This window comes from Flavobacterium limicola (assembly GCF_003634755.1).
Taxonomy (GTDB): domain Bacteria; phylum Bacteroidota; class Bacteroidia; order Flavobacteriales; family Flavobacteriaceae; genus Flavobacterium; species Flavobacterium limicola.
On record NZ_RBXA01000005.1, the window covers coordinates 1 to 16,101 of the forward strand.

Consider the following 16,101-nt stretch of genomic DNA (forward strand, 5'->3'; position numbering starts at 1 on the left):
CTCGGGCTGCGGAACGGTACTTTGAGGTAGTTTTTGAGCTTTTGATTTTCAGGCTTGATCTTTTGTTTCTTTTGCATCAAGGCAAAAGAAAAGATTGTTCTTGAGTAATACTATATAGTCCCAATAAACAAAAATTTAACCCGTAAAACATTTTTTGTTTCTATTTTTATCAAAACAAATCGAAGATTCATGAACCACAAAAAAGTATTAACTCGTGAGTAATCAAGACAAAAAAAATTAGTACCCCTTAATTTTATACTTTCAATAAAAAGTCATTGGCAGCACACTTCAAAGTCTCTATATAGTCTCGAAACAACATCAAACGCTAAATTTTCAACTCCCTTTAAGACTGGTGCAAAACGAAAATTTCAAACCTACTATTGACTCCCTAAAATCCAAAACCCTTTTCGTAAGTCTATTTCTTTCGAAAAAAAACAACCCACACAGTATTCCAGATAACTACTAAATCTCCCCAAAAACTTCGATTGTAGTAATACGCGAGATTCAGTCGTACTTTATCGGGGAAAATAATACTGTCATTATAAACCAAAGGCGACTCCTGCTTCTGCAACAAGAACTCCTCTTTATTATATTTTATGGAAGCTAAACAGGTTAATCCTGGCTTCAATTCTAGTATTTTACGATTTTCACCTGTTAACAAATCATAATAACCCGGTAAATCGGGTCTTGGCCCCACAATACTCATTTCTCCATTGAGAACAATAAATAACTGAGGCATCTCATCCAATTTAAAGCGTCTCAGGAACTGGCCTATTCTCGAAATATACTTTTGACCTGTGTGAGATTCAGTCCGAATCGTCCGCAGTTTATATATTTTAAATGGTACACCATATTGACCAATACGCTTTTGGGTGAAGATGCCATGAGTACTAGTATCGATAGCAGCAAGCAGCCATGAAATCAACAAAACCCAAAAAAACAAGAGAAGTGTGAAGAGGGAGAAAACAATATCAAAAAGACGTTTTGTCATACCTTTCGAAGTATTTAATTCGAGATAAAAATACAATCAAAAAACAGATTATGAATTCCCGAGAACCATTTTACGAGTAACAAAATTTCGAACAAGTAAATAGATAAAGGTCAGTAGCAGTAAAAATCCGCCGATAAAAAGCAGGCTCAAGTCCCCAATGGCATCCATATAAATAACCAGTCCGTTTATACCCAATTGAAATCCTGCATACATAAAGGCAACTAAAATATGGGAATAGCCCATTTCATTAGCCAGATATTGGTACAAATGAGAGCGGTGTGGCTGAAATATATTTTCTTTTTTAAGCAATCTATTGATAATGGTGATAATAGCATCAATTCCATAAACCGAAAAGAAAAGAATATACCCGAGTTGCCCAGAATCAATAATGGTCTTTATCATAAAATAGCCCAAAAAGAGTGCCATGCTAATACTCCCAACATCTCCTGCAAAGGTTTTTGCTTTTTTTCGAACATTAAATATCCCAAAAGCCAAACAAGACAATCCCATAGTAATCAGTAATGGCAAACTGGCTTCGTTGATTGGTAAAAAAGAAAAAGTAGCTATGGCTGCTAAAGCATATAAAACGGTTATCCCATTGATACCATCCATAAAATTAAAGGCGTTCACCCAACCTATAAGGAGTACAAACACAACAGGAAGCAACCACAAAGGTTCATAAAACAAATGCAACTCATAAAAAATCAAACCCACAGCTATGACATGTGAAATAAAACGAGGCAATTGAGAAAGCGGTTTGATATCATCTATAAAACTTACTATCGCAACTAATACTACTGCAAGCGTAACAGCCCAAGAAACATAGCCCAGTAAAAAAGCAATACTTATGGCTATTGGAAAAATAATGCCACCACCTCTTAATGTAATAGAAGTGTGTGATGATCTGCTATTGGGTTTATCAATGATATTGTAGGTATCCGCTATTTTAAAATAAATAAGTTCAATACCAACTAATAAAATAAGTAATGCAAAATATATCATGTTTTAAACTTTGTCTATGCTTTTAAATAAATAAATAATAATAATAATAATAAATAAGAACTAATCCCTGATCACTCCTCACTATTCACTTCTCACTATTCACTTCTCACTACTAACTACTAACTTACAACTTATGCTTCAGCAATCCCAAAAGATACTCCCCGTAACCTGATTTTTTCAAAGGCTCGGCTAGTTCTTTAAGTTGTTGTTCACTAATGAAACCTTGTCTCCAGGCAATTTCTTCGATACAACCTACTTTTAATCCTTGACGCTCTTCAATAACCTGAACAAACTGTCCCGCTTGCATTAAGCTGTTAAAAGTTCCGGTGTCCAACCAAGCGGTACCTCTGCTTAGAATACCTACTTTCAAAGCTCCTTTTTCAAGATATACTTTGTTCACGTCGGTAATTTCGTACTCACCGCGGGCACTAGGCTTGATATTCTTGGCAATTTCCACCACCGAATTATCATAAAAATACAAACCGGGAACGGCATAATTAGATTTGGGTACCAAAGGTTTTTCTTCAATAGAAAGCGCTTTGAATGTGGCATCAAACTCCACCACACCATAACGCTCCGGATCAGAAACATGATACGCAAACACGACTCCGCCTTCCGGATTAGTATTGGATTGTAACAATTCATGCATATTAGCCCCAAAGAAAATATTATCCCCTAAAACCAATGCCACACTGTCTTTTCCTATGAATTCTTCTCCAATAACAAAAGCTTGCGCCAAACCATTCGGAATGGCTTGTTCCGCATAACTAAATTGGCAACCAATTGAAGACCCATCGCCTAGTAATTTTTTGAAATTAGGCAAATCATGAGGCGTAGAAATAATTAATATTTCATGAATCCCAGCCATCATCAAAGTAGACAACGGATAATAAATCATCGGCTTATCATACACAGGCATCATTTGTTTGCTCATAGCAAGCGTTAACGGATGCAAACGGGTTCCGGAACCTCCGGCTAATATAATTCCTTTCATAAATGCTATCTTTATTTTGTATTGGTCATTTATGGTATCGCTTTTTATTTATTGGTGTTTGCTTACGCAAACTTATTTTTAATAGCGATTTCATAATTGTACTAATTTTACGAATTAATTCGAGTTTCTCAAATTAATCATTCTTTTATAAGGTAAGGAAGGCGTGCCGAAATTAATCAACATACCCAATTCCATTTTTGTACATTTTAAATAATTGGTCAACTGCATATAAATAAGTTTTATGATGAAATTAAGTGCTTTTTTTATGAATCCCTTGACCCCAGACTTCTCGATACAATTTTATAAAAACGCTCTCGCTATTTTATAAAATCACTCGAAGTAACGAAAACCGAAAACTCACATCTCACCACTCCTCACACCGCCCTTAAATTAAAAACGTCAAAAAACAACATTTGAAATTAAAAGGAGGACTGCCGGTGGCAGTCAGGTAAATACCCAAAACAGTGTTAGATTTTCAGGCTTGAAATTGAAGATTCATGAATACAAAAAAACAATAATAACCCGTGAATAATTTTTACTTTCAATAAAAAGGTATTAATAGTACAATTCAAAGTCTCTATATAGCCTCGAAACAATATTATACTCTGAATTTTCGACTCCCTTTATATCTATGGCAAAACGAAAATTGCAAGCCACTTCTCACTATTCACTTCTCACTATTCACTTCTCACTAACTATACTGTTTCTCGTAATAACTAGCATACTCCCCTGAAGTAATATTATTCAACCAGCTTTGATTTTCCAAATACCAATTTACGGTTCGTTCCAATCCTTGCTCAAAGGTAACCGACGGCTTCCATCCCAACTCTTTATTAATCTTGCTTGCATCAATCGCATAACGCAAATCATGTCCTGGACGGTCTTTTACATAGGAAATCAGTTGTTCAGAGGTTCCAGCAGCTCTTCCCAATTTGGCATCCATTATGGTACACAATAATTTAACCAAATCAATATTTTGCCATTCGTTAAAACCACCAATATTATAAGTATCGTGGTTTTTACCTTCATGAAAAACCAAATCAATGGCCACGGCATGGTCTTCTACAAAAAGCCAGTCGCGGGTATATTTCCCATCACCATATACAGGTAACGGTTTGTTTTGAATGATATTATTAATAAACAACGGAATCAGTTTTTCAGGAAAATGATAAGGTCCGTAATTATTAGAACAATTCGTCAGGACATAAGGCAAACCGTAGGTTTCACCATAGGCCCGAACAAAGTGATCCGAACTCGCTTTTGAAGCCGAATAAGGTGAATTCGGATCGTAAGCGGTAGTCTCCGTAAACAATCCTTCGGCACCTAAACTTCCATAAACCTCATCAGTACTAATATGGTAAAAACGTTTTCCTTCATAATTGCCTTGCCAAATCGTTTTAGCGGCATTCAATAGGTTCATGGTTCCTATCACATTTGTTTTTACAAAAGACAACGGATCCGTAATGGAACGGTCCACATGTGATTCAGCAGCCAAATGCAATACCCCGTCAAATTGATGTTCCGCAAACAATTTATCTATAAAAGCAGCATCAACGATATCTCCCTTAATAAATGTGTAATTAGGTTCCTTTTCTATATCAACTATATTCTCCAGATTCCCCGCATACGTCAGTGCATCCAAATTAAAAATGTGATACTGCGGATACTTCTTTACAAAAAGTCGTACGACATGGGACCCAATAAAACCGGCACCACCAGTGATTAATATTTTTTTCATTTTATTTTTATATATTTTAATTAGTTGCAAAAAACTCCCTAAATATTTTTTGTTTACTCTTTAGTGTCAATAATAGAAAAACCCTATTTTCGGCTTCCTTTACGGCTTAGGCAAAACGAAAATCGCAAACCCTAACCGAAATACCCACAACACCACTAAACGTCCATTTAAATACTCTTCACATCGCCCTTATGGTTTTATCCCAAAAAAATCACGGTAAGGATTTAAGCGGTGGCCGAAGGGAGCAACCCCCGAGTCGAGTGTGAAACACGAGCGGCTGGGGTTGTGATAGGAAAATGCGTCCGATGATTTTGGGTTAAAACTATTGAGGCTTGATCTTTTGTTTCTTTTGTATCAAGGCAAAAGAAAAATAAATACCCATTAATTTTTACTTTCAATAAAAGCTATTGATAGCACAATTCAAATTCTCTATATAGTCTCGAAACAACTTCAAGTTCTAAATTTTCGGCTTCCTTTACGGCTTAGGCTAAACGAAAATTGCAAGCCTATTCTCACTATTCAATTCTCACCTCTCACTATTCACTCCTCACTTCTCACTATTCACTCCTCAACAACTTCATACACCTTGTCAAACTATCCTTATACTCCGGCACATCAACACCGTACACCTCTTTAATCTTACCCTTATCCAATAAAGAAAAAGCAGGACGCTTTGCAGGCGTAGGATAAGCCGATGAAGGAATACCATTTACTTCACAAGTAAAACCTCCAATTTCTTGGATAGCCAAAACAAACTCGTACCAACTGATTTCCCCTTCATTCGAATAATGATACATTCCTGCAATCCACTCTTGTGCCGTTACAATGTCCATCATTACCTGAGCCAAATCCGCTGCATACGTTGGAGATCCGATTTGATCATTGACAACACTGATGGTATCGCGCTCCTGTAACAATAGTTGCATGGTTTTTACAAAATTGTTTCCAAATCTACTGTAAACCCATGAAGTTCTGATGATAATAGCGTCAGAATTTAATTTCAAGCACGCTAGCTCCCCTGCTCTTTTTGTTGCCCCATAAACATTAATAGGTTTGGTTATAGCTTCCTCTGTCAATGCAACGGATGAGGTACCATCAAAAACATAATCGGTAGAAATATGGATTAATTTTACGGAATGATCTTTAGCATATTGGGCAATAATACCTACAGCCAAATCATTAATCATGTTTGCTAATTCCTGTTCGGTTTCAGCTTTGTCTACAGCAGTATAAGCACCACAATTCAAAATTATATTTGGAGATAGTACTTCTAATTGTTTTTTTAAGACATCCAAATTATCCAAAGATACTTGCGTTCTATCCGCAAAAATCCATTCATATTGCGCATAATTCTCGGATAACGCTTTCAGTTCTGAACCCAATTGTCCGGTGGCTCCTGTTACTACTATTTTTTGCATAATTATTTTTTATCAAACAAACGATCAATCTTACCGACAACTTTAAACTTTAAACCTTAAACTTTTTTTAATCTTCTTTGCGAACTTTGCGGTTAAATTTTAAAACTCCCAGTCAAACAACTTTGAGTCCTTCGCGCCTCCTTTGCGAACTTTGCGGTTAAACCCAATTCTCATTCTCACCAGTGACAACTTTAAACCTTAAACCTTAAACTTTTTTTAATCTTCTTTGCGAACTTTGCGGTTAAATTTTAAAACTCCCAGTCAAACAACTTTGAGTCCTTCGCGCCTCCTTTGCGAACTTTGCGGTTAAACCCAATTCTCATTCTCACCAGTGACAACTTTAAACCTTAAACCTTAAACTTTTTTTAATCTTCTTTGCGAACTTTGCGGTTAAATTTTAAAACTCCCAGTCAAACAACTTTGAGTCCTTCGCGCCTCCTTTGCGAACTTTGCGGTTAAACCCAATTCTCATTCTCACCAGTGACAACTTTAAACCTTAAACCTTAAACTTTTTTTAATCTTCTTTGCGAACTTTGCGGTTAAGTATTAAAACTCCCAATCGATATCATTAAAACCAGGCAATATCAAATCCTTTTCAGAAACAATAACTTCTTCAGGACGCAATTGCCAGTCAATCGCTAAAGTAGGATCATCAAACCGAATCCCTCTTTCGCTTTCCTTATGATACAATTGATCCACTTTATACAGTACAGATGCCGTTTCACTCAAAACCGAAAAACCATGGGCAAAACCATGCGGCACCATCAATTGTTTTTTATTTTCGGCACTCAAAACCACACTAAAATGCTCGCCGTAAGTCTCCGAATTTTTACGTAAATCGACGGCAACATCAAGAATTTCTCCTTGAAGTACACGAACCAATTTCGCCTGTGCAAAAGGATTAATTTGCAAGTGCAATCCTCGAATCACCCCTCTTGTAGAGAAGGACTGATTGTCTTGGATAAAGTTGTACATAATTCCATTTTCATGGAACTTCGCTCGATTATAAGCTTCAAAAAAATAACCCCGTTCGTCATGAAATACAACTGGGTTTATAATCACAAGATCTTGAATTGTAGTAATTTCTAAAGTCATTTTTATTTAAAGTATAGAATTATAATGGTTAGTAACCCGCTGGCTGCGAATATTCAAAACGCAGTCCCTCCCAACACTTCGGGATTTTGTAAAAAAAATATAATATAACATCCACTCTGTCACCCTGAGCGCAGTCGAAGGGCTCCTCAATAAAAACATCAGTTCTAGCTAAATTTTTAAATCCGCGTGTATCAGTTAAAATCCGTGTCATCCGTGTTCCATTTTAAACAGTGATTCAAGTAACGGATTATCATAAAAATCAACATTCATTCTGTCACCCTGAGCGCAGTCGAAGGACACTTCTCACTCCCATACCGATAACAGCCTGCTATCGCCCAAAATCATCCTGTACCCGCACAATATCATGCTCATCAGATGGATTTTCCGTATCGGTATGTTGCCAGATTTCGGCAACAACTCCCCAATCTTCAAGTCCTACTAAACGATGGCGCTCTCCTTGCTGCAAGGTAATCGTATCGCCTTTTTTTAATACTTCAAGTTCTCCTTGAATATCATCTTCACTATGAATAACACCTGCTTCCCCATCAATTAGCCGCCATATCTCAGCCCTACGGTGATGGTATTGCCAGGATAATCGTTGATGAGGTGCTACTAACAATATTTTCGGACTCAGTTTTCCGGATATCTTAAGAGATGCTACATCTAATCCTTCAAAATAGCGGTTGGCAAATTGCTGTGCTTGATTTTCGTCAATAACAAAAAAACCGCCCCAGGGACGATGGTCATCATAGGATGCTATTGTAAATCCCTTTTGTCGTAAGGATTCATTTATTTGATTAAATATGGTAGTTTTCATTTATTATTTATCACTTTTTTACTGAAAATCAACACCAAAATCTTCACTCATTTGCATCGATACTTGTTTGATTTCTTGTTCCTTTTCTTTAGGATAAATTAGTAATACATTGGCATCATCAACAATAATGTAATTTTCAAGTCCATCTATAACCACCCCTTTCCCTTTTGGCACTTGTATCAAGCAATTCGTAGTGTTGCTTAGATGCTTTTGAGAAACGGTAACCGAGTTATTAAAAGCATCTTTCTCAGCTACTTCATGCAAGGAAGCCCAAGTACCCAGATCAGACCAACCGATATCAGCAGGAAGGGTATAAATATTGGTTGCCTTTTCTAAAATAGCATAATCTATAGAAATGTTAGGACTTTTAGGGTAGTTTTCGGCAATAAATACTACTTCCGCGTTAGTATTATAGACATCATTTCCTTGAATAAACAACTCATGTATTTCGTTTGCATGTTGTTTAAAAGCATTTTGAATACTTTGAGCACGCCAAATAAAAATTCCTGCATTCCACAAATACGCTGCGCTAGCGAGATATTCTTGTGCTTTTTCAAGAAGAGGCTTTTCTAGGAAACATTCCACCTTATGAACGCCATCAATCCCCTCTTTCTGGAAATTGATATACCCATAACCCGTATCCGCGCGTGTTGGAGTAATCCCCAACGTCACCAATGCGTCGTTTGTTGCGGTATAATCAAGGGCTTGCGTAATTTTATTCAAAAACTCCGTTTCTTTTAAAATCAAATGATCCGAAGGAGCCACCACTATATTCGCTTCAGGATTTGCCTTTAAAATTTTATAAGAAGCATAAGCAATACAAGGAGCCGTGTTATTACGACATGGTTCGAGTAAAATATTATCTACCGCTATTCCTTTTAGTTGCTCCTGTATCAATCCCAAATACTGCTTATTACTCAGTATAAAAATATTTTTTTTGGGACAAACTTTCTCAAATCGCTCGTAAGTGAGTTGCAATAACGATTTGCCTATGCCCAGAAAATCAATAAACTGTTTGGGAAAGTGGTTGCGGCTTTTAGGCCAAAACCGACTTCCCACACCACCTGCCATGATTAAAACATAGTTGTTATTTTTAGTTCCAGTCATTATATTTTTTTGTCTTTTATTTCTTAAAGGATTCAAAAGTCATCATTAAACCTTGCTCAGTAGAAACGGGCAATTCTTTCCCAATCGCCTTTATTATCTTTTGATTACTTACCATATAATTCTCTGTTAGCTTTTGTAACCGTTCTGAATTTAAGGGCAAATACAAATAATTCCCAAATTTAGCCATCGATTTTATCATACTTTGTGATAAATTTAGTATTCTACTTTTTTTATCCAAACCCCTCCCGATTAACTGAATCAATTCGTTTGTAGACAACGGTTCGTTATCAGCTAATTGATACACTCCCGAAGGAATAGAAGTATTTTCCAGTAATTCTTTAATCACAAAACAAAGATTTTCAATACTCAAAAAAGAACGCTGATTTTCAAAAGCGCCCAATGGCCAGGGCAATCCTTTGGCAACCAATTGATACAACAAATTTAGATTTCCTTTATTTCCAGGGCCGTGAATCATACAGGGACGCAAAATATACACTCTCTTTTCTTCTGGTAGTAACTGACTCAGAATATACTGTTCCGCCTGTTGTTTGGCAATACCGTAATGGGTTTTAGGATTTGGGATTTCGTCTTCACTCAATATTCCTTTAACTTCATCTGCTACAGCTTTTACCGTACTCATAAACACAAACACTTGGGCATCTGAACGCAAAAAAGCATCAAACAATTGCTTGGTTAATTCATAATTAGCTTCATAATAATCCTGAGGATTGGAAACCTTTTTTAAATCGTGGGCTTTTCCTGCAAGATGAATAATCGCATCCGCTTCTATATCAAATCGCTGATTGGGTATATAACGAATGCTGATGGGTTGCACCTCACATGAAAGCTCCAAATAATTTTGGAGATTTGTCCCAACAAATCCTGTGCCGCCTGTTATTGCGATTTTTTTTAACATTATGATTGATAAATTTTATCATATGCTTCCGACATTTTTTGTCGTGAAAACGTTTCAACTCTTTCTAATGCATTTGACGAATACAATTCGTACAACTCTTTATTATGAATTAACTTTTCAATTGCACCTCTTAACCCTTTAGTATCTTTAGGTTCCACAGTAATTCCTGAATAATCATGCAAAGACACAAAAGGAACGCCTGATTCTAAGTTGGTATTTATAACAGGTAGTCCATTAGCCATAGCTTCCAATTGAACAACCCCAAAAGCTTCGGCCTCATTAATTGAAGGTAACACAAACAAATCGGCTTCTTTGTAAAAATCGACTAGCTGATTATCACATGCATTAGAAACAAAAGTAACTTTGTTTCTAATATTTAGCATTTCTACTAATGATTTTAGGCTTTCAAGTTCCTCGCCATTTCCAACAATTTTTAATTTAATGTCTAAATTTTCTATAGCTTTTAATAAATACTCAACTCCCTTATATTTTCTAAGTTTCCCAACAAAAAGCAATTGAAAACATCTATCTACAGGATATTTTTTTGATAATACTGAAGAATATTTAGGATCAAAACTAAGCGGTATCGTGTGAATTTTAGATTTATATTTTTGAAGTATCACTGATGCCTCAAATAGTTGTGGTGAGGTAACAATAATAGCATCTGCTCTTTCTAGAAGTTTTTCAATCATAGGATTATAGATCTTCTCAATCCAGCTCCATCTCGAATTTTTAATATTTGCATGCCATGTAATGATAAGTTTTTTATTGGACATCTGTTTAAAATATCGTAACAAAGCAAATTCCATCGTTGGAAAAGGATAATGATGATGGATAACATCATTATCTTTTATTAAGTTTTTTAATGATGGATATCTTAAATTTAAGGGTTGGCTCTTTAAATGGGCAGGTGTAATTTCTTTTATAATTATTTCCCTATTTTTCTCCTCAATAGATTTTACAAAATTTCGTCTATGATTATTAGAATAAACTGTAAAACTAATGTCATTAGAGTGATCAATTACACCCTCAACTATATTTTTTACTACTGATTCCATTCCCCCTTGACAAGGATCATAGTATTTTACTATTTGTAGAATTTTCATTTTGATGTATTGTATCTATATACTAAAAAAATTATTTATGTGACTCAAGAGCTCTTTTAATAAGAGCTTTAAGTAGTAAGATTCTATATCTTACTTTAAAATTTAAGCTATTTGTACTTATTTCTGCTGAGTCTGAAAGATTATTTTGGTGTCTGCGGTAAAGGATTGTTTTTTCGTTCAAAAAATAAACACGCCCATAAATTTCAGCTATTAAACCAATCCATATATCATGAGGAACTGGTTCTAAAGGAAACGGTAAAGCAAATTTTAAAATCTCTTTTTTAAAAGCCATGCAACAACCTAAATAGGAATTTTTAGAAAAATTTTTAATCATTCCTACTTTAGAATTAACCAAATAATAATAGGATTCATGGATTACCTCTAGATTGTCATTAACAACTTTACAGTCAGTAACCACCAGTGTATATTTTTTAAGAAGTGACAACACGGTAGTAATTCTACCAACTTCCCAAACATCGTCTTGATCTGCCATAAAAATGTAATCTCCTACTGCTTGGTTGATAGCATTTTCCATATTTCGAGTTGTTAAATCGAATTTGAATTGTGATTCTCCCACTTGTTTTTTAATATGTGGGAATATTTTAATTCTATCATCATTATAAGAATTTATTATTTCAATAGTGTTATCAGTAGATTGATCATCCGATATAATAATCTCATCTGCAAAACTAAGCTGACTTAGTATTGAATCTATTTGTTCTTTTATATAATTTCCACCATTAAAGGTAGGTATGCAAACTGAAATCATAATTTTTGCTTAATCTAATTTGTTGAATATTATCATCAAGAAAACGTAATTTTTATAGAAAAAAGATCAAGAACATTAAAATAAAATTTAAAACAACACAAATAAAAATCGCCGAATTAAAAATATAATCTTGACAAAATTCATCTACAGAGCAGTTCTACTTTTTGACGATTTTTCATCTAATAATGAATACATAACAACTATTATTAACATGCCTGTTGAACTAATCAGTAATGGATTAGTACCCGAAATAAAAAGATAAGTCAAAAAAGCAATAATACAATATCTATTCCTATCAGTTATTTTTTTATTTATAATAAGATAAATTAAAGGATAAACTATACAAATCATAAATAATATGGCTAAAGGAAATCCGAAAAAACGCACTAAATCAAAATAAGTAAGCTCTGTTTGTGTCGTGAATTCGCCAACACCTTGTGAATAATATTTACTTCCTAAACCTTGACCCCAGATTAAGTATTGTGGATTTGAAGCTGTATTATCTAAAAAAGAATTGAAGTGACCCGCTTTAATTTCTGAAGACGCTTCTTTTTCTCCAAAAGACAAACTTAATAAAAATGTAATGAACAGGAAAAAAAAAGAAGCAATTGCAAATATAGAATAAAGCGCGTTTTTCTTTTTATTTAAATAAAGATAAAAATAATACAATAAAATTATCGTTGCCGAGACAATATTTGCTCTAGTTCCAGAAATTATTAAACTTGAAAAAAAAGTAATAACCAAAAATAATGAAGCAAATTTATTTTTACCATATATCAGTTTATCACAAAAAAAAGACAAGGGAAATACTAAAATAGGACTTGTTTTGTAATAAACACTAAGCAAATTATACCCATAAAAATTTCTTTCAGCAAATAAGCCAACTTGCTTATCAATAACAACATAATCATATATTACAGAAAAAACTATTGGGTTATAAATAGAAACAAAATAAAAGGGTATAGTTAATCCTGGGATCAAAATTGAATATTTATTCAATGTAACATCCGCCTCTAAACCCAAATCTATAACCACGATTAAAACAAATAATATACAAATTGATTTTAAAAAACCTATAGAAAAAGAATAATCTACATCATTATTTTGAAAAAATGCTGTTAGAATACCGAATAAAGTAATAGTTATCAAAGCAATAATTATCCTTATAGAATCTATCTTGTATTTGATTTTTGTTTTGACCTTGTATAGAATCCAACAAAACATTATTGATAAAAATAATGGGATTTTGAGATGAAAAATTTTATCTGCTGGATCAACTATTAATACTACAACAAAAAAAGAAAATAAAATAGTAATTATCCTTTTTAAAATTAGCATATGAAAATTTAAAAATTATTAAAAAATAATCTAATTAGAAATTAAATATGGACTCAATCGTTTATTATTTTGAAATAAAGTCAAATAATTCTCAACTAAATTTATACTGTCTTATTTAGATATATATCTAACTCTAAATAACATTTCTATTTTTAATATCAGAAACTTATATAATGACAAATTTGTAATTGAGTTAACAAATTTAAAATACTCATAATTTGAAGTAATAATTTTATTTAAATTAAAAATTTTATTTTTAATAGAATTATTAAATTCTTTAACTCCCAAAACATTATTACCATGCTGTCGATAATAGATTAGCGAAAAAGGAATTTCTTTTACAACCCCACCAGAATGTAACACTGACAAAGCTATAAGAGAATCATGCATTATTGCTGTAGCAGCATATTTTAATGCAGCCAATTTCGCTTTATTATTAAAAAGCATTGTACATCCTGTTGCAAGTGTTCCAACTAACAGATACTTGTTAGGCTTCATAATTCTATTATATCTAGTATAATCCCACATCGAACTTGAAATAATATTTAATGACTGATCGACAACGAAAAGATCAGAAAAGGTTAATAGAGGTAAGCCTTTATTAACAATCTCTAATTTTTTAATCTCTAAATAACTTACTTCTATTTTATTTGGTAACCACACATCATCTTGGTCGCAAAACATATAATAATCGGATTCAACATTTTCCATGAGCCAAATGAAACTTTTCATAGCTCCAATATTATTTGAAGAATTCTGAAGAAGAATAATATTTGAATATTGTTTAATATAACTTGATATCAAATCCAAAGTTGAGTCGGTTGATCCATCGTCTCTAATATAGAGAGTCCAATCATTATTAGTCTGATTAATAATTGATTCTATTTGTTGAGCCAAATAATTCTCGCCATTATATGTTGCTAGAAGAATAGCTATATTGATTTTACACATAAATTATTTAATTGAATATTTTCCCATCCGATTTGTTAAGCCATCGTAAACACCTCTCAATATCATTGAACATTTTCTTTTTTTATTCTCTTCGATAAGTATAAATAAAATAAATTTTTTCAAGGAATCGTTAAAATACAGCCATCTCATACTTGGTCGCTTCTTCATTAAATATATTCTGTTTCTTGCAATATAATATTTACGCAAAGCTGAATGATTATCGCTGCATATTTTTTTCCATAAAATTTTTCGACAATATTGACTTCCTAACTCATGGACAAGTTCAATTTCATTTATTTTAATTAAATTATATTTTGATTCGTTAAGGCGATATGTATAATCACCGTCTACTTCATCAATAAAAAGATTCTCATCAAATTTTTTTATTAGAGACCATGCTTCCAAATTCATTATAGCTCCAGAGGTATAAAACTGAGGCTGCTCTGCTAATTCTCCTGAAAAATATGGACTAAATAAACCAATATTATTATTCAACTGTACGGAAACTAAATCGACATATTTACCTATACCATCTGCAACATTAAAAGAGCTATCTTGATCCATAGTTAATATCCATTTAAAACCCGAATCATAAGCAATTTGAGAACAGTAATTCAAAGCAAAAGCTATTCCTTTATTTTCCATAAAGGTGTAGTATTGTATTTTAACTGACTTTTCTTTTAAAGTCTCTTGATAATTTATTTCATTATCAGAATTATCAAATACATAGAGAACATCTAGCTTGTGTAAATACGAATCAATATTGTCTAAAACTTTGGAAATATTAGGGTTATACAAAACAACCACACCTGCTAAATTCATTTAATACTTTATTTTGTAAAATTAACTCTAAAATTTTCTAATAATATAAGCCAAGTGAACTTCAACACATATAATAAAACGATCAAAAAAAGGTGGCTGCTTTAATTTTGACAAAAAGTTCATACTAAAAATAAAGTCATTTCTAAGAACCTTAAAAAACCCTATTTTTTTTGATACAATACCATAATGCTGACAAACAATATCATTTTCTATCATTAACTTATAACCTAATGTTGCTGCGGATAGGCCATTTTGAAAAATTAATTTGATCACTGATTTTTTTTCATTGTTTGTTAAATTTAAATTTGAAACATGACTTATATATTTTTGTAATATTTCAAATCTTTTAAAAGGGGTAAAATATAAATTATTTTGGCTACCTGAATAAGAATATGATTTTATATTCTTAACTTCTTCCATAGTTTCCATATAAAATAAAGGCAATTTAACAACGGCTGTTTTTCCTTCTAGACATAATTCCCCTAAGATAAATTCAAAAGGAAAAACTCCAACTTTATCAGTGTTAGAAAAATTTCTAACCACTTCTAAACTTTTTAACTTATCATTCTTAAAAAAATAACCTGTTGGGTGTTGCGATAAATAGGCAACATTTAATAGTCCTTCTAAGCCTTTATTAAATATTATCTCCTCTTGCTTTTTATGAACATCTAATTTACAAAGTCCGGCAACCACATAAGAATGATTTTCAAAAAAATTAATTAAATCGAAAATTCCTGATGGATTAATAGAGTCCTTATCTGTACTAAAAAAAACATACTCTGCATTCCCCTCAGAAATTGCTTTCATATAATTGGGAATAGCACCTATATTAGGACTATTAATTATATAACGAAAACGCTTGTCATCAATTTTTGATAATTCTACTACAGTATTATCAGTTGAACAATTATCAGACACTACGACTTCAATATCATCGCCTTCGTATTTAAGAATGTCATTTACTAGTTTTACAATCTTTTCGGATCGATTAAAAGTTGATATACAAAAGCTAATTTTTTTCATCTTTAAAAAATAAA

The 16,101-nt window shown here is 32.9% G+C and carries 16 protein-coding genes; all 16 read right to left on the minus strand.

Going from position 1 to position 16,101, the window contains the following annotated elements:
• Window positions 1-415 precede the first annotated feature (415 nt).
• The 16 genes from BC952_RS13745 to BC952_RS13825 all read right to left on the minus strand — a co-directional run bounded on the left by BC952_RS13745 (window position 416) and on the right by BC952_RS13825 (window position 16,087).
• Window positions 416-991 (minus strand): sugar transferase, encoded by a 576-nt coding sequence (locus tag BC952_RS13745; protein WP_121366190.1) that lies wholly within the window; start codon window positions 989-991, stop codon window positions 416-418.
• 48 nt (window positions 992-1,039) lie between these two features.
• Complete coding sequence (locus BC952_RS13750) at window positions 1,040-1,993, minus strand: MraY family glycosyltransferase (RefSeq protein WP_121366191.1); 954 nt, start codon at window positions 1,991-1,993, stop codon at window positions 1,040-1,042.
• A 124-nt stretch (window positions 1,994-2,117) separates the two neighbouring features.
• The gene (rfbA, locus tag BC952_RS13755; RefSeq protein WP_121366192.1) at window positions 2,118-2,987 is read right to left on the minus strand and encodes a glucose-1-phosphate thymidylyltransferase RfbA; all 870 of its coding nucleotides are present in this window, start codon (window positions 2,985-2,987) and stop codon (window positions 2,118-2,120) included.
• Window positions 2,988-3,101: 114 nt separating this feature from the next.
• Window positions 3,102-3,281 carry a GxxExxY protein gene (locus BC952_RS15210; RefSeq protein WP_121366193.1) on the minus strand — a complete coding sequence of 60 codons (180 nt, stop codon included), beginning with the start codon at window positions 3,279-3,281 and terminating at the stop codon, window positions 3,102-3,104.
• Between the two features lie 397 nt (window positions 3,282-3,678).
• Complete coding sequence (rfbB, locus tag BC952_RS13765; RefSeq protein WP_121366194.1) at window positions 3,679-4,725, minus strand: dTDP-glucose 4,6-dehydratase; 1,047 nt, start codon at window positions 4,723-4,725, stop codon at window positions 3,679-3,681.
• Window positions 4,726-5,282: 557 nt separating this feature from the next.
• Entirely contained in the window at window positions 5,283-6,143 is an 861-nt protein-coding gene (rfbD, locus tag BC952_RS13770; protein WP_121366195.1) for a dTDP-4-dehydrorhamnose reductase, read from the minus strand.
• A 546-nt stretch (window positions 6,144-6,689) separates the two neighbouring features.
• Complete coding sequence (rfbC, locus tag BC952_RS13775) at window positions 6,690-7,238, minus strand: dTDP-4-dehydrorhamnose 3,5-epimerase (protein WP_121366196.1); 549 nt, start codon at window positions 7,236-7,238, stop codon at window positions 6,690-6,692.
• 328 nt (window positions 7,239-7,566) lie between these two features.
• Window positions 7,567-8,055, minus strand: coding sequence for a cupin domain-containing protein (locus tag BC952_RS13785; RefSeq protein WP_121366198.1), 489 nt, complete (start codon window positions 8,053-8,055; stop codon window positions 7,567-7,569).
• A gap of 18 nt (window positions 8,056-8,073) precedes the next feature.
• Window positions 8,074-9,162: a mannose-1-phosphate guanylyltransferase gene (locus tag BC952_RS13790; protein WP_208639990.1), complete on the minus strand. Its 1,089-nt coding sequence runs from the start codon at window positions 9,160-9,162 to the stop codon at window positions 8,074-8,076.
• Between the two features lie 16 nt (window positions 9,163-9,178).
• Window positions 9,179-10,078 carry an NAD-dependent epimerase/dehydratase family protein gene (locus BC952_RS13795; RefSeq protein ID WP_121366199.1) on the minus strand — a complete coding sequence of 300 codons (900 nt, stop codon included), beginning with the start codon at window positions 10,076-10,078 and terminating at the stop codon, window positions 9,179-9,181.
• The gene (locus tag BC952_RS13800) at window positions 10,078-11,184 is read right to left on the minus strand and encodes a glycosyltransferase (RefSeq protein WP_121366200.1); all 1,107 of its coding nucleotides are present in this window, start codon (window positions 11,182-11,184) and stop codon (window positions 10,078-10,080) included. Before BC952_RS13800 ends, BC952_RS13795 begins: the two co-directional genes overlap by 1 nt.
• Before the next feature lie 31 nt (window positions 11,185-11,215).
• Window positions 11,216-11,953, minus strand: a complete 738-nt coding sequence (locus tag BC952_RS13805; protein WP_121366201.1) for a glycosyltransferase — start codon at window positions 11,951-11,953, stop codon at window positions 11,216-11,218.
• Between the two features lie 144 nt (window positions 11,954-12,097).
• Entirely contained in the window at window positions 12,098-13,291 is a 1,194-nt protein-coding gene (locus tag BC952_RS13810) for a hypothetical protein (RefSeq protein ID WP_121366202.1), read from the minus strand.
• 111 nt (window positions 13,292-13,402) lie between these two features.
• Window positions 13,403-14,242, minus strand: coding sequence for a glycosyltransferase family 2 protein (locus tag BC952_RS13815; protein ID WP_121366203.1), 840 nt, complete (start codon window positions 14,240-14,242; stop codon window positions 13,403-13,405).
• A gap of 3 nt (window positions 14,243-14,245) precedes the next feature.
• On the minus strand, window positions 14,246-15,064 hold the full coding sequence (locus tag BC952_RS13820; protein ID WP_121366204.1) for a glycosyltransferase family protein: 819 nt from the start codon (window positions 15,062-15,064) through the stop codon (window positions 14,246-14,248).
• A 27-nt stretch (window positions 15,065-15,091) separates the two neighbouring features.
• Window positions 15,092-16,087, minus strand: a complete 996-nt coding sequence (locus tag BC952_RS13825) for a glycosyltransferase family 2 protein (protein ID WP_121366205.1) — start codon at window positions 16,085-16,087, stop codon at window positions 15,092-15,094.
• Window positions 16,088-16,101 lie beyond the last annotated feature (14 nt).

Coding starts and splice junctions, on each gene's coding strand:
- BC952_RS13745 (WP_121366190.1), bottom strand. CDS start 991: ATGACAAAACGTCTTTTTGATATTGTTTTCTCCCTCTTCACACTTCTC.
- BC952_RS13750 (WP_121366191.1), bottom strand. CDS start 1,993: ATGATATATTTTGCATTACTTATTTTATTAGTTGGTATTGAACTTATT.
- rfbA (WP_121366192.1), bottom strand. CDS start 2,987: ATGAAAGGAATTATATTAGCCGGAGGTTCCGGAACCCGTTTGCATCCG.
- rfbB (WP_121366194.1), bottom strand. CDS start 4,725: ATGAAAAAAATATTAATCACTGGTGGTGCCGGTTTTATTGGGTCCCAT.
- rfbD (WP_121366195.1), bottom strand. CDS start 6,143: ATGCAAAAAATAGTAGTAACAGGAGCCACCGGACAATTGGGTTCAGAA.
- rfbC (WP_121366196.1), bottom strand. CDS start 7,238: ATGACTTTAGAAATTACTACAATTCAAGATCTTGTGATTATAAACCCA.
- BC952_RS13785 (WP_121366198.1), bottom strand. CDS start 8,055: ATGAAAACTACCATATTTAATCAAATAAATGAATCCTTACGACAAAAG.
- BC952_RS13790 (WP_208639990.1), bottom strand. CDS start 9,162: ATGACTGGAACTAAAAATAACAACTATGTTTTAATCATGGCAGGTGGT.
- BC952_RS13795 (WP_121366199.1), bottom strand. CDS start 10,078: ATGTTAAAAAAAATCGCAATAACAGGCGGCACAGGATTTGTTGGGACA.
- BC952_RS13800 (WP_121366200.1), bottom strand. CDS start 11,184: ATGAAAATTCTACAAATAGTAAAATACTATGATCCTTGTCAAGGGGGA.
- BC952_RS13805 (WP_121366201.1), bottom strand. CDS start 11,953: ATGATTTCAGTTTGCATACCTACCTTTAATGGTGGAAATTATATAAAA.
- BC952_RS13810 (WP_121366202.1), bottom strand. CDS start 13,291: ATGCTAATTTTAAAAAGGATAATTACTATTTTATTTTCTTTTTTTGTT.
- BC952_RS13815 (WP_121366203.1), bottom strand. CDS start 14,242: ATGTGTAAAATCAATATAGCTATTCTTCTAGCAACATATAATGGCGAG.
- BC952_RS13820 (WP_121366204.1), bottom strand. CDS start 15,064: ATGAATTTAGCAGGTGTGGTTGTTTTGTATAACCCTAATATTTCCAAA.
- BC952_RS13825 (WP_121366205.1), bottom strand. CDS start 16,087: ATGAAAAAAATTAGCTTTTGTATATCAACTTTTAATCGATCCGAAAAG.